Consider the following 25,337-nt stretch of genomic DNA (forward strand, 5'->3'; position numbering starts at 1 on the left):
AATAGGATAAAATCCATTCATGTCTAAAGTAAAGTACTATTACGATCCGGATACTCTTTCTTATAGAAAGATCGAGCCGAAGAAATCCAAAAGATACAGGAATATTTTCTTGTTCTTGATGGGCTCCGCATTGTTCGGTTTCCTTGGACTGATCATCCTTTTGAACACCCGCTGGGTAAACACGCCCAAAGAACTCTCTTTGGAGAGGGAAGTTCGTAATTATGAACTACAATTTGATATCCTCAACAGAAAAATGGACCAAATGGAGCAGGTCTTGGGCAATATCGAAGAAAGGGACAATAACATCTACAGATTATATTTTGAAGCGAACCCGATACCCGAAGAACAGCGAAGAGCTGGTTTTGGAGGGGTAAATCGATACAAAGACTTGGAAGGCTTCAACAATTCCGAAATTATTATAGATGCCACCAAACGGTTGGACATCATTCAAAAAGAAATGGTGATACAATCCAAGTCCTTGGATGAAATTGCCAAACTGGCAGAAGAGAAAGAAAAATTATTGGCGTCCATTCCAGCTATTCAACCGGTAAGCAATGAAGACCTTACCCGAATGGCCTCCGGTTATGGATGGCGTTCCGATCCATTTACCAAAGCCCGTAAAATGCACTGGGGCATGGACTTTACCGCTCCGCGCGGTACTCCGATCTATGCGTCAGGTGATGGAAAAGTGGTTCGAGCTGATAATAGATCTTCTGGCTACGGAAAACACGTTCGGATAGATCATGGTTACGGCTATATTTCCCTGTACGGACACATGAGCAAATACAATGTAACCGTAGGTCAAAAAGTCAAACGAGGCGACCTTATCGGCTTTGTGGGCAGTACTGGGCGTTCCCAAGCACCACACGTACACTACGAAGTGTTCAAGGACGGAGAGCGAATCAACCCGATCAACTTCTACTACGGAAGTTTATCTGCAGAAGAATTTGAGAATATGCTCAGGTTGGCAAACCAAGAGAACCAATCACTGGATTAATGCACGTAGATCTGCCCGAAAAACGATATTATGGCATTGGCGAAGTGGCCAAGGCCTTTGGAGTAAACACTTCTTTGATCCGTTTTTGGGAAAAAGAGTTTGATGTGCTCCAACCCAAAAAAAATGCCAAGGGCAACCGTAAGTTCACACCACAGGATATTCAAAACCTACAATTGATCTATCACTTGGTCAAGGAACGTGGATTTACCTTAGATGGAGCTAAAATCCATTTAAAAGAGGAAAAACAGAAAGCACTCTCCAATTTCGAGGTGATTCAAAAACTGCAGAAAGTAAAAGCAGAATTGCTCAAGATCAAAGATCAACTATAAACACTAATACCATATCAAAATGAAAAAATGGTTAATCCCCTTGATTATTGTCGTTGTCATTGTCTTCGCCTTGTACCGATGGGCAGTGGGCTTTAACAACACAGCCGTACAATACGAAGCTGATGCCAAAACAGCTTGGGCCAATGTTGAGAGTTCTTATCAACGTAGAAACGACCTCATCGGAAATTTAGTAAAGACCGTACAAGGTGCCGCGGATTTTGAAAGAGGAACTTTGACGGATGTTATCGAAGCCCGTGCCAAGGCAACATCTACCAATATTGATGCAAACAATATTACTCCGGAACAATTGGCGGAGTTTCAACAGGCACAGACAGGATTGTCCTCGGCACTATCCAGATTATTGGTTACCGTTGAGCGCTACCCCGATTTAAAAGCCAATCAAAACTTCTTGGAACTTCAATCCCAATTGGAAGGCACAGAGAATCGCATCAATGTAGCTAGGGATAGATATAATGAAAAAGTGAATATTTATGATATTCATATCTCTAAATTCCCAGGAACAATACTAGCTGGGTGGTTTGGTTTCGAAGATATGCCAAGATATCAAGCAGATCCGGGCTCAGAAAACGCACCTGATGTGAACTTCGAATTCAACTAAAATTATGTCGCAGGTAGAAGAATTTTTGACCGCAGAGGAAGAAAATGATATAGTTAAAGCCATTGTTGAGGCGGAAAGCAATACTTCTGGCGAGATTAGGGTACATATTGAATCATCTTCTAAAATAGACCATTTTAGCAGGGCACAACAACTATTTCATTTCCTTAAAATGGACAATACCAAAGAAGGCAATGGGGTTCTCTTGTATGTGGCCGTCGATGATAGAAAATTTGTTATCTACGGTGGCCAAGGCATCGATAGAGCAGTTCCCAAGGGATTTTGGGACACTACCAAAGATGTAATCGCTTCACACTTTAAAAAAGGAAATTTCAAACAAGGTATCATTGAAGGTGTTCTCATGGCGGGCAAAGAACTTCAATCACATTTTCCATGGAATCAAAATGACACCAATGAACTGAACGATGCAATATCCAAAGGCTAGTTTTTTACTGTTTTTTTTATGTGTCTCCCTAGCTTGGGGACAATTCAACATACCCGAAAAACCGCAGAAAGAAACAAGCGTTTACGATTATGTGAACTTGTTGTCGCCCTCTCAGGGCAATGCTTTGGAGGAAAAATTGATTCGGTATTCCGATAGCACCTCCACTCAGATTGTAGTGGCCATAATCAGTTCCACAGAAGGAGAAAACATCAACTATCTAGGTGCTCAATGGGGCCAAAAGTGGGGGATTGGACAAGCAGACAAGGACAATGGTGTGCTCATATTATTGGCTAGGGATGACCGCAGGATTGCCATCAACACAGGCTATGGTGTAGAAGGGAGTCTCACTGATCTCATGTCCAGGCGCATTATTGAAACTGTTATTATCCCCGAATTTAAAAAAGGGGATTATTATGGTGGTCTGGATAAAGGCTCCGATGCCATTTTTAGGGTATTAACGGGAGAGTTTTCCGAGGAACGCTCCTTTGGAAATGGCAAACAGTTTCCCATTGATGCCATTTTCCCCCTCATCATTTTTATCGTTATCATCATTATTCTGTGGAGCCGCAAAAACAAGGGAGGTGGCGGTCGTGGTGGCCGTAGAGGACGTGGCCTTGATATTTGGGACATGATTATTTTGAGCAATATGGGACGTAGTTCGGGATCTTCAGGCGGATTTGGCGGTGGAAGCTTTGGTGGAGGAGGTGGCTTTAGTGGCGGCTTCGGCGGCGGAGGTTTTGGTGGTGGCGGTGCCTCGGGAGGCTGGTAATCGCTTATCTCTTAACGATTTGACAAGCAACCAATTCATCATTTCGTATCTACCTAAAAAAGCTCTACTTCCATGAAAAGGATATTCACCTTAGCAATACTTTTGATTGTTTTTTCTTGTAATGATTCAGAGTTGGATTGCTCGACCGTTCTATGTGCTGCGAACGAAGAATCCATATCGTTGCGATTTTTGGATTGGGATACACATGCCAATCTATTGGATAACGAATCCATTGATGACGAATTGATTTCGGTTACCCTGCAAAGTCAATCAATTGAGTTTACCATCCACGAGACGGCCACCCTGGGGAAAATATTGGTGTTTCAGGTTCCGGAAGGTTTTGGAGACAAAGAATTTTCAATCATTTTTAATGATGCCACTCCCTTAATGATCAATCTGACAACATCGCCCCAACCACAAAATGGCTGTTGCGGGCCTTATACTGCTGTCGACAATATAGAGGTCATCAACTACACCAACGGCTACACCGACTACGGCACGCTACCTTTGGACATCAATATTTATATTGAATAATAAGGGGTTACAACCTCATAAATCTTCTACCGCCACGTTGATTTGGCGCGCCTTTCCCCCCAAAGGAATCAAATTTGATGGTAAGGCTTCCCATAAAGTATCTTTTAAGTGCTGTTCCCTGGAAATCTTGTACAAAATCTTGGCCTGTTGTACGACTTGTATTTATGTTTTGGTTGAGCAAATCGTAAGCCAACACTTTTAATGTCGCTTTCTTTTTGAACATTTGCAAGCCGAGGCTCATGTTCCAGAATAAGGCATCCTTGTCAAAACCCGCACCCAAATTACCATTATAGCTATAGGTAATATCGTTGCCCCAAACCACATTCTCGGGCCAGTATGAGGTCAATTTAAACGATACATTATGAGTGGTAAAATCAATATCCTCCACGTTGTCCAAATTGTATCGTGTCTTATTAAAAGCCACCGAGTATTCCGGTTCTATCTCCAATAATTCCTTGTAGTTGAACAAAATCCCCGCTCTTGGTCGCAATGCAATGGTCCTTGACTCCAATTGGCTTCCGTTGGTGAAACCGACCTGCTTGTTAAAGCTTGCGCTTGGCCTCAAGGTAAATTTTAGCGTATAAAGACTGTTCTTTTTAATTTGTTTTGAATAATTGACACCTAATGCACCATTGTAATTACCCTTAACATTTTGATATGTAGTGGTCCTTATAAAATCTTCATTTGTCGTTGTACTGGAAACGATCCTGTCCTCATCTATCCCCAAGTTGGCCCAAAAGAACACCCCTGTTCTATCTTTCCAATTGTAATTATTGAAATTCATGTAAAAATTATGGTTGATCTCCGGATCCAAATTCGGGTTACCTTGAACTATGTTCAGAGGGTTACTCAAATTGGGAACGGGCTGCATTTGATTGACCGAAGGCACATCCAATTGAGACCGGTAGTGTAGACTTATACGCTTGTTGTTCTCAAGATTATAATTCGCATAGGAACTTAGCAATAGGTTGCTGTAATCCTTGGAAAAAGATGTTCCCTGGATAAAATCTTCATTGTTCAATTTGTTGTTCTCGAGGCGAGCCCTAACATTAAAACGAAACTTTTTTCCGTTTGACCCAAAGCCCAGCTCCGGAACATGTTTATCCACATTAAAACTGAAATCTGAACTGAGGGCCGCATTAAAGATATATTGGCCGGACACCTCATCAAAATCGGAAACGGAACGCTCGTTTTGCTGCTTGTTCTTCTCATAACTGTATCGAAAATCCAGATAAAGGTCCTTGTTCAATGGTTGACGGTAAGATCCACCAACTTCATAATTATCGTTGGAATTATCGACAACGGTCTGTTGATTTAAAATCACCTGATTGGCATTATCGCCATATACATTTCTCTCAGAATTAAGGTCACTCTGCGAATCACTGACGCGGTTATCATTATTAAAATAAAACCTCACATATCTTCCCAAAGTATCCAACCGCTTCATTATTTCAAATCTGTTGCTGAAATTTCTTTGAAAACCATCGGTGACTTGAATTGATGTGTTATCATTTATCAAATTACCATCCTCATCGGTTGATATGGTGTTCTCCGCGTTGCTAGAATTGGTATTGTTTACGCTTAAATTGGGCTGTATCGTTATCCGTGTTGTCTTGTCTATGTCAAACTCAAGATTGGCAGACCCTTGGTTGGAATTAGTCCTACCAACAAAACTTGTTTCAGTATCGGTAAAAAAGCTGCCATCCGGCAATATGTTTTCCCTAGCTATTTTTTCATCGTTGTAGGAATCACTGTAAGAGAAAAAGTAATTGCCATCCGTTCGGTATTTTCCCTTCTCTTGATCGGCATAACTACCTCCTAATGTTGATGATGTTGTGATCCCCTGTCCAAACCCGAAGGACATATTACCGATGGAAAAACCACCCCCACGGCTAAAATTAATGTTCCTGCCTCCAGAACTTCCGACCATTTCATAAATCTCATCAAAGGAAAAACCTGGGTTGTTTATATTATTGGAACTTCCCAACACACTTATTCGCTGGGTATCGTTGAAGTAATTCACCAATCCGTTGGCCTGGTAGCGATCATCGGTACCATATCCTCCAGAAAGTCGCCCCATATATCCTTTGTTCTTATCCTCCTTTAGTGTTAGGTTTATGGTCTTATTTTCACCATCCCCATCATCCCCGACGAATTCCTGTTCCTTGGTCTTGCTATCCGTAATTTGAATCTTACTTATAATATCTTTGGACAATGTTTTGGTGGCCACTTTGGGGTCGGTACTAAAAAATACCTGTCCGTTCACCAACACTTTATTTACTTCTTTCCCATTTACGGTGATGGTACCATCGCTGTCTACTTCAACACCGGGCAACTTTTTTAAAACATCTTCCACAGTGGCATCTGGCCTGGTCTTAAAAGAATCTGCATTGAACTCCAGAGTGTCCTTTTTTACAGTTATCGGTACGCGCTCACCAATCAGGTCGATTCCCTCCAGTTGTTGCACTTGTTCTTCCATTTTTATGGTACCTATTTCCATTTCTGGCTGCAATGTAATTTCCTTGGATTGCGATTGGTACCCATTGGAAGAAAAGGCCAATCTTGCCTTTTTGTATGCTGTTCGCCCTTCCAAAACAAAAACGCCCTCGGCATTGGTAATGGTATAGGTTATTAATGTACTGTCCCTTAATGTTTCCGCATAAATTGTAGCTGCTTCAATGGGAGCGCCCGTGGCAGCATCCAAAATTTTCCCCTTGACCAAAAAATCCTGGCCATAGTTGGAAGTGAAAGAAAATAAAATAAGGAGATAAACGAGGTTAGTGTAAAGTCGTTTCAAATGATGGTTAGTTTTTTGATTAGCTGAATTGACGACCAAAATATTGTTTTCGAATCTTACTAAGGGGCTGTTTAACGAAACTTTCAGAAAATCCCATTAAAAATCCCAATGTTCATACATCAATCCATAGCAGTCATCCATAAACTATATACCTTCTTATGGGCATTTTTAACTATCTTGCTTAAGGCTATTATTTTTGAATCTAATTTTCTCTTCCGAATGTCTAAATCCTACAAAATTCTGTTATTTGCCTTTTTGATTTTCGCTTCGTCCTGTAAGGACAAAAACAGCGATTCCAATACGGATAACCTATTCAAATTCAAGGATTACATCAGTTACCACACCAATGGCAACCAAAGTATTTCCTCTCCAATAAAGATAGCCCTGTCACAACAATTGGAACAGTTTGAGCTCAGTCAAGAACTACCCAAAGAATATCTGGAAATTTCACCCAAAGTAGATGGCACATTGATGATTGAAAATGGAAGGGAGCTTACTTTCCAACCAACGGAATATCTTAAACCCAATACAGAATACACCCTTAGCTTGAAGCTCAATAAACTCATGGAGAACATTCCCAGCGAGTTTAAAACCTACACCTTTAGCTTTAAGACGATTGCACCGAATTTCAGGATTAATTTGGGAGATCTACAGTCGTACAGTAAAGATTGGCAATACCTCACAGGGACATTGAATGCGTCGGATATGCTGGATGCATCAAAAATTAATACAGTGCTCTCCGTAAAGCAGGGAGAAAAAACCATCCCGGTAAAATGGGACAATAGCTCGGATAACGCCCAATACTACAGTTTTAAAATTGATAGCATTTCCAGAAAAACGGATGATAGCGAGCTTACCATTAATTGGACTGGCGATGCCTACGATATCGAGAACGAAGGTTCGGAAACCTACACGATTCCTGGCAAGAACAAATTTGTGATTATTGATACAAAAACCACATCTGCACCCAATGCTGTGCTTACCCTCAACTTCTCCGAACCGTTGCAACAAGACCAGAACCTGAATGGTTTGGTGACTATTGAAAATGCCGAAAGCCTCCGATATGAGATTAACGGAAATGTCCTGAACATCTACCCATCCAACCGGATTTTGGGCGAGGTACGCATCAATGCCTTTCAGGGTATCAAAAGTGAATATGGTTTTACTTTAAAGAACAATTTCTCCGAATTGGTCTCCTTTGAGCAACTAAAACCGGCTGTGCGATTGATTTCCAAAGGAACCATTTTGCCCAACGCGGCCTCAACACCCATTTATTTTGAAACCGTCAACCTTGCTGCCGTTGAAGTTCGTGTTATTCAGGTCTATCAGGATAACATGCTCCAATACCTTCAAAACTATGACCTAACTGAAAATTACAGTCCCGATTTTAGACCAGTTGGCCGCAGGGTAGCTTACAAAGTAATTCCATTGACCGAGGATGGGAACAACAACACTAGTTATTGGCAAGCGCACGGACTCGATTTATCCGAATTGATCAAAATAAATCCCGGCTCCTTGTATCGTGTCGAGTTCAGTTTCAAAAAAGAACACACCACTTACGATTGTGCGGATAACACCGAAACCGAAGATTCCACTACAGCATATGCATTAGAGCAAAGTTCTAATGAAGCCTCAGAAGAAGAGCGCTATTGGAACAACGAAATCTATAATTACAGAAACTACGACTACAATTGGGAACAACGAGACAACCCTTGCCACTCCGCTTATTACAATTATGATCGGGTAGCAGCCACCAATTTACTGGGCAGTGACTTAGGACTTATCGTTAAAAAAGGCAGCAACCGCTCCCACCATTTTGCGGTAACCAATCTGCTTACCACACAACCCGTAGCGGGCGCCAAAATAAAACTCTATAACTACCAACAACAACTTATCGGCGAAACCACTACCGATGCCAAAGGACTTTCTGTTTACGATAGCGAAAAAGGTATTGCCTTTGCAGTGGCCGAGTACAGCAACAATTTTGCCTATGCCAAATTAGCGGACGGTAATGCATTGTCCCTAAGTAAATTTGATGTGTCAGGAGAACAGCTTCAAAAAGGATTACAGGGCTTTTTATATACGGAAAGAGGAGTACACAGACCTGGAGATGTAATGCACTTAACTTTTGTTTTGGACGATAATGCCAACCCCTTGCCCAAAGGTCACCCCGTAGCTTTGGAAGTCAGCGATGCACGTGGCAAATTGGTACAGCGAACCATTTTAAAGGAGGCTAGTATTCCCGTTGCTGATGGTTTGTATGCCAAAAAAGAAAAGAACTTCTACTACTTCCCCATTCCAACAGAAGCTACTGCCCCCACCGGAAACTGGTACGCCAAAGTGATTGTGGGAGGGGCACAATTCAGTAAAACTTTAAAGGTAGCAACAGTAAAACCCAATAGATTAAAAGTGGATTTCGCTTTTGATCAGGAGGTACTTAAAGCCAACTCCATCAATAGAGGAAAAGCAGAAGTAAAATGGTTGCACGGTGCTCCAGCCCGTAACCTAAAAATTGATATCAATGCTAGCCTAAGACAAACCTCAAACGCATTTCCCAAATACAAAGATTACATTTTCCAAGATCCTGTTCGCACTTTCAATCAGACTGAATTGCAGTGGATTTCATCAAATTTGGATGCCAATGGTGTGCTCGATATCAACAAAGAAATAGATGTGAACGGTACAGCACCTGGAATGTTGCAAGCCACTTTTACCACAAAAGTGTTTGAAGGAGGAGGCGACTTTTCCATAGATGTGTTCTCTAAAAATTTAGCTCCGTTTTCCAACTTTGTGGGACTCCGATCACCCAAAGCAAAACTTTATGGCTCCTTCTTAACAGATGAAAACAACACCTTTGATGTTATCTCTGTCGATACACAGGGAAGTCCATCGGGTAATCGAAAATTAAAAGTGCAAGTATTCAAAATTGAATGGCGTTGGTGGTGGAACCGTGGTTACGATAATTTATCACGTTACGAAAATGCCACCGTACACCGACCTTTCAAAGAAATGAACATAACCACGGGAAGCGATGGTAAGGCCAATTTCAACATCAATGTTCCCGATGAGCAAGGTGGGCGTTTCTTGATTCGTGTAATCGATGAAGTTTCTGGTCACGCCACTGGCCGTATCGCATATTTTTATCGCAATTGGTGGCGTAGACCAGCATCTGCGGATGCCGAGAGCTCTAAAATTTTGATTTTCTCTACCGATAAAGAAAAATATACACTGGGAGAAGACGCGACCGTAACTTTCCCATCGGATAAAGGCGGTCGTGCGTTGATCAGTATCGAAAACGGTACCGAAGTACTCTCCCAGCAATGGATAGAAACCTCGGCAAAAGAAACTAGGGCCACCATTCCGATTACAGCGGAAATGGCACCGAACGCCTATGTAAATATTTCTTTGTTACAACCGCACAGTCAAGTTAAAAATGATTTGCCCATTCGATTGTATGGCGTTGTTCCGCTCTTAGTGGAAAATCCCGCAACATTCTTGGAGCCACAGATCAGTATGCCCGACGTGCTACAACCAGAAACATCTTATAAGGTCACGGTATCCGAAGCCGGCAAAAAACCAATGACCTATTCGTTGGCCGTGGTAGATGATGGTCTTTTGGACCTAACACGCTTTACCACTCCCGATATTCACAGTGCATTCTACACCCGACAAGCACTTGGCGTTAAAACCTTCGATATTTTTGATGATGTCATGGGAGCCTACTCCGTGAGTGTCGATAACATCTACGCTATTGGTGGTGGTGGCATTGGTGCGGGAGGTAAAAACCGAAAGGCACAACGTTTCAAGCCCGTCGTCACCTATTTGGGTCCATTTACCTTAAAAGCAGGAGAAAAAGCATCACATACCATTGATATGCCGAACTATGTGGGTTCTGTCCGAACCATGGTAGTTGCGGGAAATCCGAATAGTGCTTATGGCAATACCGAGAAAACAACTCCGGTGCGCAAACCTTTGATGGTACTGACTTCCATACCAAGAAAACTATCCCCAGGCGAGACGGTGACCATTCCTGTTACTGTTTTTGCCATGGAACCCAAAGTAAAAAACGTACAAGTCAATATTGATGCTGGAAAAGCATTGGAACCTATTAACGGCACATCCAAAAACATCACTTTCAATGCAGTTGGGGAACAAATTGTCAATTTTGATTTTAAAGTCAATCCAACGTCCTCCTTCCAAACCATAAAAGTTACCGCTACGGGAGCTGGGGAAAGCGCATCCAACGAGACAGAAATCGATGTGGAAAATCCAAATCCCGTCACTACCAAAAGTGAATTGTACACACTCGACCCTAACGGTACTCAGACCATCACAATGGAAACTTTTGGCACATCTGGCACCAACGAGGCATTCATAGAGCTCTCAACACTTCCACCGATGGATTTCTCCAAACGAATGGATTATCTCTTGCGGTACCCTCACGGATGTGTAGAGCAGACAACTTCTGCGGCCTTCCCACAATTATTCTTGGCAGATGTATTGGACATCACTTTTGATAAAAAGAAAGAAATTGAGAAAAACATCAAAGCTGCCATTGACCGACTTAGTGATTTCCAAGTTCCCAATGGTGGATTGAGCTACTGGCCTGGTTATGGCAATGCCGATGATTGGGGAACTTCATATGCAGGTCATTTTATGTTGGAAGCAAAAAAAGAAGGGTACCAACTTCCCCTAACGTTCCTGAGCAATTGGTTGAGATACCAAAAGAATGCCGCGCGCCAGTGGAGCAACCAAAGCACCTATTACAACGACGATGTGTCACAAGCATACAGATTGTACACTTTGGCCTTGGCCCAACAACCCGAACTGGCCGCAATGAACCGTTTACGGGAAACCGCAAACCTTAGCAACGAGGCCAAATGGCGATTGGCAGCTGCATACGCCTTGGCAGGTAAAAAAGAGGTGGCAGAGGCCATTGCCCAAAAGGCTAATATCAACTTTAAAGCCAACAATTACAATTACAGAACTTATGGTTCCGTGTTCCGAAACCGTGCCATGGCATTGGAAACCATGGTAATTTTGGGCGATTCGCAACAAAGGGAACTGGCCGTTTCCTTGGCCAAAAACTTATCATCACAGCAGTGGTACAGTACCCAAGAAACTGCATTTGCACTCTTGGCCATGTCCAAAATGGTGATGAAGAATGGAGGCAGGTCCATCGACCTTACCTTTACCAATAATGAAAAAAGCATCAACGTGAAAACAGATAGGGCTATTGCAAACCGGGAACTCTCCATTGCTTCGTTTAAAGAAGAAATGGAAGTAAAAAACAATCAAGGAAACATAATTTACGCCACCCTCACCCAAACCGGAAAATTACCGGTGGGCGAGGAATTGGCAAACCAGCAAAACCTAAGATTGTCTGTCAACTATATGGATCCGCTCGGCAATTCAGTCAATGTAAGTGAGCTGAGACAGGGTACCGAGTTTGAAGCAAAAGTGACCATTTTCAATAGCTCCGACAACTATATAGACAATGTGGCCCTGACTCACATTGTACCAAGCGGATGGGAAATTGTGGACACCTCTTTTGTAAGCGGGGACAATGAAAATGCGTCCAAAGCGGATTATGTAGATACCCGGGACGACCGTACCAATCTATATTTTGATTTGGACGCTAAAAAATCAAAAGTCTTTACCATCAAATTGAATGCATCGTTCTTGGGCGATTATTATTTGCCCGGGGCCCAGGCTGAAGCGATGTACGACAACAACTACCAAGCCCGAAACAAAGGACAATGGGTCAAAATAGTTCAGTAATATTGAATGAGTGAATTTTTATCGCCTGTAAAAACCATCCTTTTCAACCATAAGATCAAGTTCGGTGTATTTTTCATCGTTTTGATGTTATGGTTGTTTTGCCTGCCCAATAATCTCTTCCAGGACCCCACATCAACGGTTGTGGATAGTTCAGAAGGCTCCCTTATCGGAGCCCGTATTGCCGATGATGGACAATGGCGATTTCCGCAAATGGATTCCGTTCCCGAACGCTTCAAGCAGAGCATCCTATTTTTTGAGGACGAGTATTTTTATCAACACCCTGGTTTCAATCCCATTTCTATCTTTAAAGCCATTGGTCACAATCTCACCAAAGATTCCAGAAGGGGAGGCAGTACCATTACTCAGCAAGTGATACGGTTGAGCAGAAAGAACAAACGCCGGACGTATTGGGAAAAACTCATCGAAGTATTTATGGCTACCCGATTGGAACTGCGCTACTCCAAAGAAGACATTTTAACGCTCTATGCCTCCCACACCCCCTACGGTGGCAACGTGGTGGGTTTGGAAACCGCAGCTTGGCGATATTTTGGCATTCCCGCTCATGAACTTAGTTGGGGACAATCCGCTGCCTTAGCCGTTTTGCCCAATGCACCTGCCCTGATTTTCCCCGGTAGAAACGAACAGGCCTTTCTGGACAAGCGAAACCGATTGTTGAAAAAATTGTGGGAGAAAGAGATCATTGACGAAACTACTTATGAACTGGCCATAGCCGAGCCGCTTCCACAAAAACCGTTTCCATTGCCCGATGTGGCACCGCATCTTACCGAGCGAATCAGAAATGAGCATCCGGGACAGCGTGTGACCACTTCACTGCAAAGACCCTTGCAACAACGGTTGAATCTTTTGGCTGAACGGCACTATCGGCAATTACAAAGCAATGAAATCCATAATCTGGCCATTCTTGTACTGGATGTTGAAACCCGAAAAGTGCTTGGGTATGTAGGTAATTCTCCTTCCGATGAAACTCACGCCAATTATGTGGACATCATCACCAAAAAAAGAAGTACGGGGAGCACCTTGAAACCTTTTTTATTTGCCTCTTTGTTGGACGAGGGGCAATTGTTGCCGCATAGCCTTGTGGAGGACGTTCCAACGGTGATCAACGGATACAATCCCCAAAATTTTGATTTGAAACATGTTGGTGCCATACCTGCAAGCAAAGCGCTTTCTCGTTCGCTTAATGTGCCCGCTGTTCGACTGTTGCGTGAATATGGGCTGCAAAAGTTCTATAATAAGCTCCACAAAATGAAGATGGAGTCTTTGGATAAACCTTCATCCCATTATGGGCTATCCTTGATTCTCGGGGGAGCTGAAAGTTCCCTTTGGGAAGTGACCTCTACTTATGCCTCCATGGCTTCTAGCCTGAATTATTTTTTGACCCATTCCAGCACGTACAGAAACCGGGAATTTACAGAAGCTACCTATTTACAAAATGAAACCAAGGACTTTGGTAAGGAGCAATTCGACCCTTTGGTTTTTGGCGCAGGTTCCATTTACAGTACTTTTCAGTCCATGTACGAGGTCAACCGACCTGAAGGCGATGAAAATTGGCAGTTTTTTGATTCCTCTCAACCCATTGCCTGGAAAACCGGGACGAGTTTTGGTTTTAAGGATGCATGGGCCGTAGGGGTTACGCCAAAATATGCCATTGGGGTCTGGGCGGGCAATGCCGATGGTGAGGGCAGACCTGGACTTACAGGAATAACAGCAGCCGCTCCTCTCCTTTTTGATGTATTGGATGCCCTACCACAAAGTGGTTGGTTCCAAGAACCTTTTGACGACCTTGTGGAGTTGGAAGTTTGTGCCCAAAGTGGTTTTCGCGCTTCGGTGTATTGTGATGATGTTAAAAAAGAATGGGTCCCTACACATGGAAGCCGAAGTGGTCCGTGCCCATACCATCAGCAAGTGTTTTTGGATGCTTCAGAACAGTATCGGGTAAACTCGGAATGCTATCCTTTAAAGGATATGGTCGCTAAAAATTGGTTGGTTCTACCTCCCATTTTGGAATATTATTATGCGTCATCCAATCCAAACTACAAGCCTTTGCCTCCCTACATGGAAGGTTGCTCTGCTTTGGAAAACAATTTGATGGAATTCATATACCCTAAAAAAAATGAAGTTGTATTACTCCCCAAAGATTTGGGCACCAAAAAATCGGAAATCGTTCTAAAACTGGCCCACCAACAATCCAATACCATTATGTATTGGTATTTGGATGAATTGTTTGTTGGGAAGACAGAGAATTTCCACGAGCTAGTCCTACCGGTCGAACCAGGGGAGTATATGCTCACAGCCGTAGACAATCAGGGAAACCGAATACAACAAGTGGTAAAAGTACGTTCAGCTTCGGGTGAATGATTACTTCTTCCTCATAAAAATGGTCATTGGAACTCCAGTAAAATCAAAATTCTGCCTGATTTTATTCTCCAAGAATCTTTTGTAAGGATCCTTCACATATTGTGGCAAGTTGCAGAAAAAGGCAAATTGCGGATATGGTGTTGGCAATTGGGTGCAAAACTTGATCTTTACATACTTACCCTTAGTAGATGGAGGTGGTGTTTTTTCAATAATGGGAAGCATAATATCGTTCAATTTGCGGGTAGGTATTTTTCTGGAACGATTTTCATACACTCCTACTGCTGTTTCAATGGCCTTGAAAATTCGTTGTTTATTCAAAACGGAAATAAAAAGAATCGGCACATCTTCAAATGGAGAAATCACTTCTTTAATTTTTGCAGTGTATTCTTTGACAGAATTGGTTTCCTTTTCCACCAAATCCCATTTGTTTACCAAAATCACGATTCCCTTATTGTTCCGCTGTGCGAGCCAAAATATATTCTGCACCTGTCCATCAAAACCTCTGGTGGCATCCAACATTACAATACATACATCGCAATGTTCTATGGCACGAACGGAACGCATTACGGAGTAAAACTCCAAATCTTCCTTTACTTTGGCTTTTCTACGGATTCCTGCTGTATCCACCAAATTGAATTCAAACCCAAATCGATTGTATTTTGTATCGATACTGTCACGAGTTGTACCTGCAATATCGGTCACTATGTATCTATCCTCACCTATCAAGGCATTAATAAAGGATGATTTACCTGCATTGGGCCTTCCGACCACTGCAAATCGTGGCAATTCACTTTCCTCCTCCTTTTCATCGGGCAATACCTCAACAAGGGCATCCAACAACTCACCGGTTCCGCTTCCATTGATACTTGAAAGTGTATAATACTCACCCAATCCCAAGGAATAAAACTCTACGGCATCGGCCATTCGCTTGTTATTGTCAACTTTGTTGACAGCCAAAAAGGTTGGCTTATCGACCCTCCGGAGAAGTTTGGCTACATCTTCATCCATTCCCGTTACACCGGATTCCACGTCCACCATAAAAATAATGGCATCCGCTTCATCGATGGCCAATTCCACTTGTTTATCGATTTCTTTTTCAAAAACATCGTCGCTACCTACCACGTAACCACCTGTATCAATTAAAGAAAACTCTTTGCCGTTCCAGTCACTTTTGCCGTAATGACGGTCCCGTGTTACACCACTCACGGCATCTACAATCGCCTCACGGCGTTGAATGAGTCGGTTAAAAAAAGTGGATTTCCCAACATTGGGTCTTCCTACAATGGCTACGATAGCTCCCATTAGGTTTAATTTTTGGCAAAAATACCATTTATTATGAAGAAAAAATGATACCTTTTTTCATCATTTTCAAATGATTATGAGCGACTTGACCAATGAGATAGTTTTAAGGCCCCGTTTTCGTGTCTCCCTGAAGGCCAATTTAGAGCAATTGGAGTCCATTTTTGATGATGTTTCGGGCAGTCCTTTTTTGATCAAAAGGCTGGACGAGCATATTTTTGTGAAGTTCAAAAAAGCGGAAACGACCTTTTGGACACCACAACTTCATTTGGAACTATCCTCTTTTGAGGAAGGCATAAGCAATATTCGTGGTGTTTTCGGGCCCAACCCCACACTTTGGACCTTTTTTATGTTCCTACATTTTGGAGTGGGCACCATTTTTATCATCATGGGGATTTTTGCCTATTCCAACCATTCCTTGGGAAAGGACATTACTCTCTGGTTGGTGGGCATGTTTTTTTTAGTGGTGATTTGGTTTGCCCTTTACGCCTTTGGCCGTTTGGGAAAATCGAAAGGAAAAGGACAAATGGAACAGTTGAAACAATTTGTCCGTGATACGATTGCTCCTTTCGAGCGAATCAATAACGATTCCTAGCCATTGTAACCAAAGCGCTTGAGCTGTTGGGAATTGCTACGCCAATTCTTGTTCACTTTCACATATAGTTCGATGTGCACTTGCTTTGCAAAGAATTTTTCAAGGTCTTTTCGGGCCTCTACCCCTACTTTTTTGATAGCACTGCCTTTATGCCCAATAATGATCCCTTTTTGGGTATCACGTTCCACCATGATAACGGAACGGATTCGGATGATATCCTCATCCTCCAAAAATTCTTCGGTCTCCACCTCAACGGAATAAGGAATTTCCTTTTTGTAATTGAGCAGAATCTTTTCACGAATGGTCTCGTTCACAAAAAAACGTTCGGGTTTATCCGTCATTTGGTCTTTTGGATAATAAGGCGGTGCTTCGGGAAGTAGCTCCAAGATTCGGTTGAATACTTCGGTCACATTAAAGTTTTCCAAAGCGGATATGGGATGGATTTCTGCACTGGGCAATTGCTCCTGCCAGTACTGCATTTGTTCTTCCAATATTTGCTGGTCAGATTTGTCAATTTTATTGAGTAGGAGCAATACTGGAATTTTGCTGTTCTGAAGCTTTTTGAAGAAATTTTCATCTTTGAGGGCTTTCTCCCCTATTTCGACCATATAGAGCAGCACATCAGCATCTTCGAAGGCGGATTTCACAAAATCCATCATGGAAGTTTGCAGCTCATAGGCCGGTTTTATAATACCCGGAGTATCGGATAATATCACTTGAAAATCATCTCCATTGACAATACCCAAAATACGATGACGTGTGGTCTGTGCTTTGGAGGTTATAATCGACAATTTTTCACCCACAAAGGCATTCATCAATGTGGACTTGCCCACATTGGGGTTCCCGATAATATTTACAAATCCTGCTTTATGCCCCACTGTTCTTTCTTTTTTCAAAATATTGTTTGGATGCTGCGTTCACCTTTGGTGAAAGATACAACACTGCGATCATATTTGGGATGACCATCAATGCATATGATAGGTCTATCAAGTTTTTTACCAATTTTAAGGATGCGATTGCCGCAAATACGATCATCACTATAAAAAACACATTGTACCACTTACCAATTTTGGCATTCGTCAAAAATGACAAACTCTTTACGCCATAATAGGAATAGGTAAATAGGGTCGACAATGCAAAAGCGGCCACGATAACCATTAATAGCACATCGCCAATTCCATATAGCGTGGTTTCAAAAGCGGACATCGTCATGGTAATTCCACTACCATCCTCAAGATAGGCACCGCTCAAGATAATCACCACTGCGGTAAAGGTACATACTAAAATGGTATCGATAAATGGTCCCAACATGGCAACAAGCCCTTCTTTTGCCGGTTCATCATTTCGAGATTGCCCATGGTACATCGGGGCACTACCTAGACCGGCCTCGTTCGAGAACATGGCCCTACGGACACCAACAATCACAAGACCCCAAAATCCACCGGTAACAGCGGTATCAAAATTCCACGCTTCGACCAAAATCATTTTTAAAGCTGGCCAAATTTCCCCTGCGTGGCTTGCCATCACAAAAATGACTGCCAACAGGTAAATCCCCACCATAAAAGGAACAATGGCAGAAGCTACTTTTGCAATTTTGGTAAGTCCACCAAAAATCACAATGGAGGTAATAATAGCCAAGAAAAAACCTATTCCTAATTTCCAATTGTATTCACTTGTGGCCCAAATGGTCTCGTGTGGTTCCACTACCCCCATAAAAGCTTCGGTAAATTGATTCGCGGTAAATACACCCAAAAATCCGAAGAGTCCACAAATACTAAAAAAGATGGCCATGGGTTTTGCCCATTTCCCCATTCCTTGAGTTATGTAGAACATCGGACCCCCTTGCATATGCCCTTCAGAATCGGTACCACGGTACATGATAGCTAAACTTCCCGAATAAAATTTAATGCCCATACCCAATAAAGCTGTCATCCAAATCCAGAAAACCACCCCTGGGCCTCCATCGTGAATGGCTATGGCCACTCCCGAGATATTACCCAGTCCAACAGTGGCTGCAACCGCTGCGGATAGTGCTTGGAACGAACTTACATCCCCCTTGGCATTCTTATCATCGTATTTACCAGAAACCACTGCAATAGCGTGTCCAAAATGGCGGAAGGGCGCAAATTTTGAATAAAAAGCTAAAAAGAGCCCTCCTCCTATAAGAAGAATGAACATAGGCCACTCGGTATAGGGCAAAAGTGAGGATATAAAATCGTTGATTGTGTCCATAAAGTAAAAATGTCGAATTTATGGATTTTGCTCGGTTTAGTCTCTAGTGAAAAAGGAATATTAAGTTTAGTTTGGAAATGACAGAAAAAGGGTTGTATATTTGCCGTCCACATCGCGGGGTAGAGCAGTAGGTAGCTCGTCGGGCTCATAACCCGAAGGTCACTGGTTCGAGTCCAGTTCCCGCTACAAGGATAACCCATTGACTGACAGTGTTTTAAAACTGTTGCCAATGGGTTCTTTTTTTGATATATTGCAAAGCGCATACGCTACCGCATACAAAAACGGATTGGATAAAAAAAAGTACACGGAACCAAAGATCTATCATGGAGGTGAAAATTTCGACCTCTCCAAAAGATGGTATGTCTATTACTCCTATGCCCATCCCGAATTGAAGGACAAGTATGGAAATCCCGTAATGGTCCGTCAATCCCCCATTACGATGAACATCAATAGGAAGTGCAGGACAAAGACGGAAAGATTGATGCAGTTGGGTGTGGTAAAAGAAGTTCTTGTGGAAATGCTAAAGGAAGGTTACTCTCCCTTCAAGGATAAATTAAAACTCGCCGCCGATTCCTTGGAATATACTTCCGAGGCGGCATTGGACTATGCCTATGCCATAAAGATCACCAAACTTTCCGAAACTTCGATAAAGGATTATAGCAGTCGATACAATCGGTTCAAACTTTATTTGGACAAAAGGAACCTGCTCGATAAGAGCATACTGGGTATAACCAAGCAGGTGGTCAATGAATATCTCCACGGAATAGCCAAGACCAGCAGTGCCAGGAACCGTAACAATACCCGTATCGTATTGAGCGCAATTTTTGGGGAACTGGAGGACAATGAAATCATCCCACGGAATTTTATCGAGAACATCAAGGTACTGGATACCAAGTCGGTGAGCCATAAGACTTACTCGTTGGAAGTTTTGGAAGGCCTATTTACCTATATGGAGAAAACCGACCCCCTACTTTTGCTCTTCGTCAAGTTCGTTTCCTATAATTTTCTACGACCTATAGAAGTGTGCAGGTTAAAGGTCAAGGATGTCTTTATCACACAAAAACTATTACGTTTCCAGGCAAAGAACAAACCTGAAAAGGTCAAGATCATCCCGGATATTGTCCTAAACGAAATTGAGGGCCTTGACCTTTCGGAACAAGAGCATTTTCTGTTCACACCAGATGGTATTGGGGAATGGGACGCCTCGGAAACCAGTAGAAGGGATTACTTTTCAAAGCGTTTTTGGAAACTGAAAAAGAAATACAATGAACATCTCCTGGCACAAGGTGAAACACTTCAATTGGGGAGTGAATATACCGTCTATTCCTTTAGACATACCTTTATCACGCTTCTGTTCAGGAAATTCAGAAAGGATTTCACCTATACGGAAACCTGTGACAAACTGATGCTCATTACGGGCCATTCCACGTTGGATGCGCTAAAGTCTTATTTGAGGGATGTTGATGCGGAGCTTCCTGAGGATTATAGTGGTTTATTGACCTTGAACTAAGATTCTCCCGAATCTGAACCAACAAATTGGAATGGTTCTGTACAAGTTGGCCATGTGATCATTATGCCCATATGCTATTTGTTCAGGTGGAGCTTTCCGGTGGAAATGAAGAGGTCTCTATAATATTTTTTTAATTTCTCCCTTTCGGTCATTGGTTTTGGTTTATGGTCGGGACATGCCTTTGCCTTTTTCTGGGATAGAATGGCCTCCAAATCCTCAACGGACAAGCTATCCAGCAGGGCATTTAGCAATTTATCACTGACCAAGCTACCTTCCATGATATATTACAACCTTTTTCCTTTACCTTTTCTTTTCGCTCTTTTTTTCCTGTCCTCAAGCTCCAATTTGAACGGGGTCCAAGGAATCTCCTCTATATGGTCAGATACTACAGTTTGAGCCTTTCCCAGATAATCTTTTGGTTGCCCAAAAGTTTGGACTGGCCCTCCCGGAGCATTTGTTGTTTTTCCTGGAGTACCCGTTGCCCTTCCAATGCTTTCTCCATAAGTTCTTTCAGCTCTTCGTTCTGCAGTATTATTTTCGAGAATAATTGAACAGTCTCTGTCTTGCCCATAATCAATGCGTTTTATGATGTTGTTCCATGAGTATTTTCTTCCCAGGGTGCTTCCCTTATATATCACGTTCCCATATCGGAATGAAATCCCGGTCACCCTACCTGTGGTCTTGCTGACATTGAACTTCGGAAAGATGTTCCTTCTTTTCAATCCTATAATGAACCCGGCCATATCCTTGGATTCCCTCAATACATTCTCAAGATGTTGTTGGAGTATCAGTTTTATGGGAGGTTCAGATGTCCTTATCGCCTTTTCCACCTCTTTTTGGGTCAGGGCAGCTTTGCTTTTGAGGTTCCCATCCGGCAATCGGGCCAGATTGTATTTCCTTTCCAGCTCCCTGACAAGTTGTTTGCTCCGATAAAGGTCCCTACTGTCATCCACCACTTCCCCAGACAATTTTACCCTATTGGCCACGATATGGATATGCTGGTGTTCCTGATCGGTATGCCTGTAGATGATATACTGGTTGTCATCGAATCCCATTCCCTTCAGATAATCGAATCCAAGTGAGGCAAACTCACGGTCTTTCAAATTATCGGTATGGGGAAGGTTAAGGGAAACATGACAGACCGCTTTGGCCAATCTTGGACGTAATTGTCTGATAAGGTTGAACTCCTTGGTTCTGTCAACCGTATTTCCATGGGAAATATTGGCATCGATCACGCTGCCCTGCCCTTGTTCCACCTTCTTTTCATTATAGGCCAATACACCATAGAAGTCCTTTCCCTTTATGATCTTTGCTATCATTTGCCCAGAATGTTTAATTTTATGGCATCCAGTACACCTTTCAGTTCCATCAGCTCCTTCTGGAGTCCTTGGGGATCGTGCATTCCCAAATGGGTTTTCTTGACAAGTTGGTTGATGTTGTTCCCGATTCGGCTCAGTTCAACAAAAAGCTTTCTGTTCTCCGGCAATACCTTAACCCTTGGCAGCGACTTTCCCGTGGCTCTCCTTCGTACATAATCTGGGATTCCGATCCCCAAGGTGCCTGCATTGTTTGACAATATCAGATATTCGTCCACCGACATCCTGACATTTACCTGTATAGGCCTGATAGATCTTATGTCCTTTTTTGGTCTTGCCATATCTTAGGGGTTTGGGGAGGATCCCCAACAAGCTTGCGAACACAGTGAGCAGTTTTTGTTATCAAAAACATAGCTTGCTTCGTGACCTCCGGTTAACTATATGGCAAACCTAAAGCCTATGGATTGCTTAGAATGGATTTGCCGTACACGGTTATATGTACGGTAAATCTATCCAACGTATTTACTTAATTGAAAATCAAGGATTGGGCGAAATCGAAAAGGTGTATTTCTGTGGGAAGGGAAGAATAAGGAACACCGTTTTAAAATTCAAGACCATGAACCAATTTTATACTTGATAGTCCTCTCAAATTCGTTTGGAGACATACTGCTTGTCATTCAACTATATCTGTTCCAAGAGATGTTTGAAACAAAAGATTTGAATTGAACTTTTATTCAACCATGCAGATTAATTCAATAAGGGCAACAGTACGGATTTATCCAACTTTAAATCCATCTGCAAATCAGGAAGATTGTCAAAATCAAAAATTGGGAAAGGAGTAACGGTAACAAGCCTTGCTCGGCGCAAGGTCTCGACCCATAACAGGATGTGCCATGCTAAGAAAATCTGATTGAATTCACCTTCTTCCAATTCCTTTTCCGGCAATCCCTTTAAAAAACGGTAGGTGGTATATAAAGCATCAAAAAGCTCACACATGAGGGTTTGATCTAAGTTCGCATCTCTTGGATTGGTCTTGTCAAAAAGATCCTTTAATAGAGGGTCTGGCAATACATCCGATGTGGTATCCAAGGATACGACCATAATGGAAACTGTTCGAGAAATGATCCCTTCCGGATCATTATCGAAATCTAAATACAATCCTCCTTTTTCGTGCATATACAACCCAAGGTAAGGTTTTGGTCTGGGACCATAAAGGTATTCGCAGTATTTATCTGGTTTTTAGCATTGTTGACCCCAATAATTACAACATTTTACTTTTTAAATCGTAAATTTGGGAATACATCAAACATTGTAGCCTTTAGATTGTTAAACCTCTCCCCCTTTTGACAATAAAGAGCTACATTTTTTAATATAAAATCGTAAAATCTTACCGAATTAGTGAGCTTGTCATCAAAAACTTTGGAGGTTTTGAAAAAATTAAAGCAGGTTTCCCATGTCAAGGAGACCGCATATATATTATATGGTAGTGATGAGGCGTTGACATTATACCACGAATCCCTGGATGCATTGCTTAAATCGGATTGTATGGATTTCGATGTCGTCACCTTTGAAACACAGTTAGGCAAAAAACCGGAATTTATCATTGACATTTTTGAAATTGAAGGTTATCGCATAATAAACCGTACTATACGAAATCGGTTACATGACAATCTCTGCAAAAAAGTTAAAAATCAGATTATTGAACCGAGACTGGATAAGCCGGGTAAACTGACCCACCTTCGCCGGATGAAACTGACCATGGCAAATGGACTGCCCAGATTTGATCTATCCTTGGGTTAAACTTAGTTTTTATTTTTCAATTTTCTTCTCATTGATTCGCCTTTTATATCTATTCTGTGTGCCGTGTGCACCAAACGGTCGAGGATGGCATCGGCCAGTGTTCTCTCCCCGATAATGTCGTGCCACTTTGATACGGGCAATTGTGATGCTATTATAGTGGATTTTTTGCCGTGCCTGTCCTCGATGATCTCCATAAGTGCATGCCTATTGATGTTGTCCAATGGCTTAAGGCCGAAGTCATCCAAGATGAGCAGGTCCTGTTTTTCAAGTTTGCTTATCTGCTTTGGATAGGAACCGTCGGCCTTTGATGTCTTGAGCAGGGTAAAGAGCTTTGCGGTATTGAAGTACATTGTTTTTGATCCCATGGTACAGGCCTGGTGGCCGATGGCCGATGCCAGGTAACTTTTGCCCACGCCGGTACTACCGGTAATAAGTATGTTCTCCCTTTTTTGGATGAACCCGCAGGAACCGAGCCGCCGGACCAGGTTCTTGTCCAGTTGGCGCGACGGTCGGTAGTCGATGGCCTCCATGACGGCCGTATACCTGAACCTTGCGGACTTGGTCAATCGCTCTATCCTACGGTTATGGCGGTCGTCCCATTCGTTCTGGACGAGATAGGCGATCAGTTCATCGTTGGTGTAACCGGTCGACGGACCGCCGGTCTCCATTGTTGTGGTGAAGGCCCTGTGCATTCCATAGAGCCTCATTTCTTTCATCAATTGCATTGTTTTTTCGTTCATATGTCCTGTTTTTAATATTGTTCTATTCGTAGTATTTTCCTCCCCTTATGTTGTTGTGCTCGGGCATTTCCATATCCCCGTCCATACGTTCATCGATCTGGTCCCATCCCTTTTTCAGGATGCGCTCGACCATATTGTAATTGTACGCACCATATTCCGAGGCACGTTTGCACGCATTCTCAAGACGTTCCCTTCCGTACTTTTTGGCAAGGTGGAGTACGCCCAGACAGGATTTATAGGATTGTTCGGGGTGTTGCTTCTTCTCCAGGATGGCAATGATGTACCCTTTACAGTGTCCGCCGATATTGCCTGCCCAATCGATGAACCTCTCACTGCTCCATTCGCTTACGAACCTGTGGTGCGAGGGCATATGGTCGGCCAAGGTGGTATAGCCGTATTTTTTCCTGTCCCTTGTATGTACGGCGAACCTTTCGTGCTTATGGTAGATCTCGACGATGTTATCGGTATAGACCAGCTTGACCTGTTTGCCTATATGTCTATAGGGCACGCTGTAATAATGCTTGTCCTTCCCAAAATAGATATGGCTGTTCTTGTGCACGGTGGCCTGGGCATAGCGTTTTACCTCATAGCGTTTCGCCGGTAACGGCATCAGTTCGCCCTTCTCGATCTCCATAAAAAGCGAACACCTGGAATATTCCCTTCCCCTGAACGACATTGCGTTGTGTTTTTCCAACAGTTCCCTTATCGCGATGTTGATATCGGTCATGCTATGGAAGACCTGGTTCCGTAAAGGGGCGAACACCCTGGTGTAGATTATCTTCACGGCGTTCTCCACTATGGCCTTGTCCCTTGGCCTATAGGTACGTGTGGGCAGTACTGCCGTTTCGTAGTGTTCGGCAAAGTCGGCGAACACCTCGTTGACCTTGGGCTCGTAACGGCTGCTCTTGGTAACCGCCGACTTAAGGTTGTCCGGCACCAAGGCCTTTGGTACGCCGCCGTAGAACCATAGTGCGTTCTCGGTGCAGCGGATGAAGTCCTCCAGTTTTTGGCTTGCACAGGCCTCTACATAAGTGTATTGGCTGCTACCGAGTATACACACGAACACCTCCAGTTCCTTCAGTTCACCGGTGTCCCTGTCAACAATATGGAGTTTCTTTCCCGTGAAGTCTATAAAGAGCTTGTCGCCGGCCTTGTGCTCCATGTGCATTACCGGAGAGGTTTCCTTGCGCCATTCGGC

21 protein-coding genes and 1 tRNA gene are annotated in these 25,337 nt (G+C 42.9%); 12 read left to right on the forward strand and 10 right to left on the reverse strand.

What is annotated here, in order from left to right; genetic code table 11:
• The first annotated feature begins 19 nt into the window (after positions 1–19).
• The 6 genes from PY091_RS18095 (at position 20) to PY091_RS18120 (ending at position 3,690) form a co-directional block, all read left to right on the forward strand.
• Positions 20–997, forward strand: coding sequence for a M23 family metallopeptidase (locus tag PY091_RS18095; RefSeq protein ID WP_275650897.1), 978 nt, complete (start codon positions 20–22; stop codon positions 995–997).
• Complete coding sequence (locus PY091_RS18100) at positions 997–1,326, forward strand: MerR family transcriptional regulator (protein ID WP_275650898.1); 330 nt, start codon at positions 997–999, stop codon at positions 1,324–1,326. The genes PY091_RS18095 and PY091_RS18100 overlap by 1 nt, the downstream gene beginning before the upstream one ends.
• Before the next feature lie 19 nt (positions 1,327–1,345).
• Positions 1,346–1,945, forward strand: a complete 600-nt coding sequence (locus PY091_RS18105) for a LemA family protein (RefSeq protein ID WP_275650899.1) — start codon at positions 1,346–1,348, stop codon at positions 1,943–1,945.
• A gap of 4 nt (positions 1,946–1,949) precedes the next feature.
• Entirely contained in the window at positions 1,950–2,387 is a 438-nt protein-coding gene (locus PY091_RS18110) for a TPM domain-containing protein (protein WP_275650900.1), read from the forward strand.
• Complete coding sequence (locus tag PY091_RS18115) at positions 2,368–3,156, forward strand: TPM domain-containing protein (RefSeq protein WP_275650901.1); 789 nt, start codon at positions 2,368–2,370, stop codon at positions 3,154–3,156. Before PY091_RS18110 ends, PY091_RS18115 begins: the two co-directional genes overlap by 20 nt.
• A gap of 72 nt (positions 3,157–3,228) precedes the next feature.
• Positions 3,229–3,690, forward strand: a complete 462-nt coding sequence (locus PY091_RS18120) for a hypothetical protein (RefSeq protein ID WP_275650902.1) — start codon at positions 3,229–3,231, stop codon at positions 3,688–3,690.
• Between the two features lie 7 nt (positions 3,691–3,697).
• Here PY091_RS18120 and PY091_RS18125 read toward each other — a convergent pair whose 3' ends face one another.
• Positions 3,698–6,487, reverse strand: coding sequence for an outer membrane beta-barrel protein (locus PY091_RS18125; RefSeq protein WP_275650903.1), 2,790 nt, complete (start codon positions 6,485–6,487; stop codon positions 3,698–3,700).
• 219 nt (positions 6,488–6,706) lie between these two features.
• Here PY091_RS18125 and PY091_RS18130 point away from each other — a divergent pair, with 219 nt between their 5' ends.
• Positions 6,707–12,268: an alpha-2-macroglobulin family protein gene (locus PY091_RS18130; RefSeq protein WP_275650904.1), complete on the forward strand. Its 5,562-nt coding sequence runs from the start codon at positions 6,707–6,709 to the stop codon at positions 12,266–12,268.
• Between the two features lie 6 nt (positions 12,269–12,274).
• Positions 12,275–14,647 (forward strand): penicillin-binding protein 1C, encoded by a 2,373-nt coding sequence (gene pbpC / locus PY091_RS18135; RefSeq protein ID WP_275650905.1) that lies wholly within the window; start codon positions 12,275–12,277, stop codon positions 14,645–14,647.
• On the opposite strand, the gene der is transcribed toward pbpC, so the two are convergent.
• Complete coding sequence (der, locus tag PY091_RS18140) at positions 14,648–15,949, reverse strand: ribosome biogenesis GTPase Der (RefSeq protein ID WP_275650906.1); 1,302 nt, start codon at positions 15,947–15,949, stop codon at positions 14,648–14,650.
• Positions 15,950–16,025: 76 nt separating this feature from the next.
• Between der and PY091_RS18145 the strand changes: the two genes are divergently transcribed.
• A complete protein-coding gene (locus PY091_RS18145; RefSeq protein WP_275650907.1) occupies positions 16,026–16,541 on the forward strand; it encodes a GTP-binding protein in 516 nt (171 codons plus the stop codon).
• On the opposite strand, the gene era is transcribed toward PY091_RS18145, so the two are convergent.
• The gene (gene era, locus PY091_RS18150) at positions 16,538–17,419 is read right to left on the reverse strand and encodes a GTPase Era (RefSeq protein WP_275650912.1); all 882 of its coding nucleotides are present in this window, start codon (positions 17,417–17,419) and stop codon (positions 16,538–16,540) included. The genes PY091_RS18145 and era overlap by 4 nt on opposite strands.
• Complete coding sequence (locus PY091_RS18155) at positions 17,409–18,773, reverse strand: alanine/glycine:cation symporter family protein (protein ID WP_275650908.1); 1,365 nt, start codon at positions 18,771–18,773, stop codon at positions 17,409–17,411. The genes era and PY091_RS18155 overlap by 11 nt, the downstream gene beginning before the upstream one ends.
• A 113-nt stretch (positions 18,774–18,886) precedes the next feature.
• Here PY091_RS18155 and PY091_RS18160 point away from each other — a divergent pair.
• Both PY091_RS18160 and PY091_RS18165 read left to right on the forward strand, forming a co-directional pair.
• Positions 18,887–18,959 (forward strand) — tRNA-Met (locus PY091_RS18160).
• A gap of 43 nt (positions 18,960–19,002) precedes the next feature.
• Positions 19,003–20,283 (forward strand): tyrosine-type recombinase/integrase, encoded by a 1,281-nt coding sequence (locus tag PY091_RS18165; protein WP_275617144.1) that lies wholly within the window; start codon positions 19,003–19,005, stop codon positions 20,281–20,283.
• Positions 20,284–20,357: 74 nt separating this feature from the next.
• Here the strand turns inward: PY091_RS18165 and PY091_RS18170 are convergent, their stop codons facing one another.
• From PY091_RS18170 to PY091_RS18185, 4 genes are all read right to left on the reverse strand, one after another.
• Complete coding sequence (locus tag PY091_RS18170; protein ID WP_275617145.1) at positions 20,358–20,561, reverse strand: hypothetical protein; 204 nt, start codon at positions 20,559–20,561, stop codon at positions 20,358–20,360.
• Between the two features lie 6 nt (positions 20,562–20,567).
• Positions 20,568–21,602 carry a relaxase/mobilization nuclease domain-containing protein gene (locus PY091_RS18175; protein ID WP_275617146.1) on the reverse strand — a complete coding sequence of 345 codons (1,035 nt, stop codon included), beginning with the start codon at positions 21,600–21,602 and terminating at the stop codon, positions 20,568–20,570.
• Positions 21,599–21,940 carry a plasmid mobilization protein gene (locus PY091_RS18180; RefSeq protein ID WP_275617147.1) on the reverse strand — a complete coding sequence of 114 codons (342 nt, stop codon included), beginning with the start codon at positions 21,938–21,940 and terminating at the stop codon, positions 21,599–21,601. Before PY091_RS18180 ends, PY091_RS18175 begins: the two co-directional genes overlap by 4 nt.
• Positions 21,941–22,346: 406 nt before the next feature.
• Complete coding sequence (locus PY091_RS18185; RefSeq protein ID WP_275617148.1) at positions 22,347–22,775, reverse strand: hypothetical protein; 429 nt, start codon at positions 22,773–22,775, stop codon at positions 22,347–22,349.
• A gap of 252 nt (positions 22,776–23,027) precedes the next feature.
• Here PY091_RS18185 and PY091_RS18190 point away from each other — a divergent pair, with 252 nt between their 5' ends.
• Positions 23,028–23,399, forward strand: coding sequence for a hypothetical protein (locus tag PY091_RS18190; RefSeq protein ID WP_275650909.1), 372 nt, complete (start codon positions 23,028–23,030; stop codon positions 23,397–23,399).
• 2 nt (positions 23,400–23,401) lie between these two features.
• Here the strand turns inward: PY091_RS18190 and istB are convergent, their stop codons facing one another.
• Both istB and istA read right to left on the reverse strand, forming a co-directional pair.
• Positions 23,402–24,139: an IS21-like element helper ATPase IstB gene (gene istB / locus PY091_RS18195; protein ID WP_275650910.1), complete on the reverse strand. Its 738-nt coding sequence runs from the start codon at positions 24,137–24,139 to the stop codon at positions 23,402–23,404.
• Between the two features lie 22 nt (positions 24,140–24,161).
• On the reverse strand, positions 24,162–25,337 hold a 1,176-nt coding region (istA, locus tag PY091_RS18200), incomplete at its 5' end, for an IS21 family transposase (protein WP_275650911.1).

The sequence above is a fragment of the Flagellimonas okinawensis genome (assembly GCF_029194005.1).
Taxonomy (GTDB): Bacteria; Bacteroidota; Bacteroidia; order Flavobacteriales; family Flavobacteriaceae; genus Flagellimonas; species Flagellimonas okinawensis.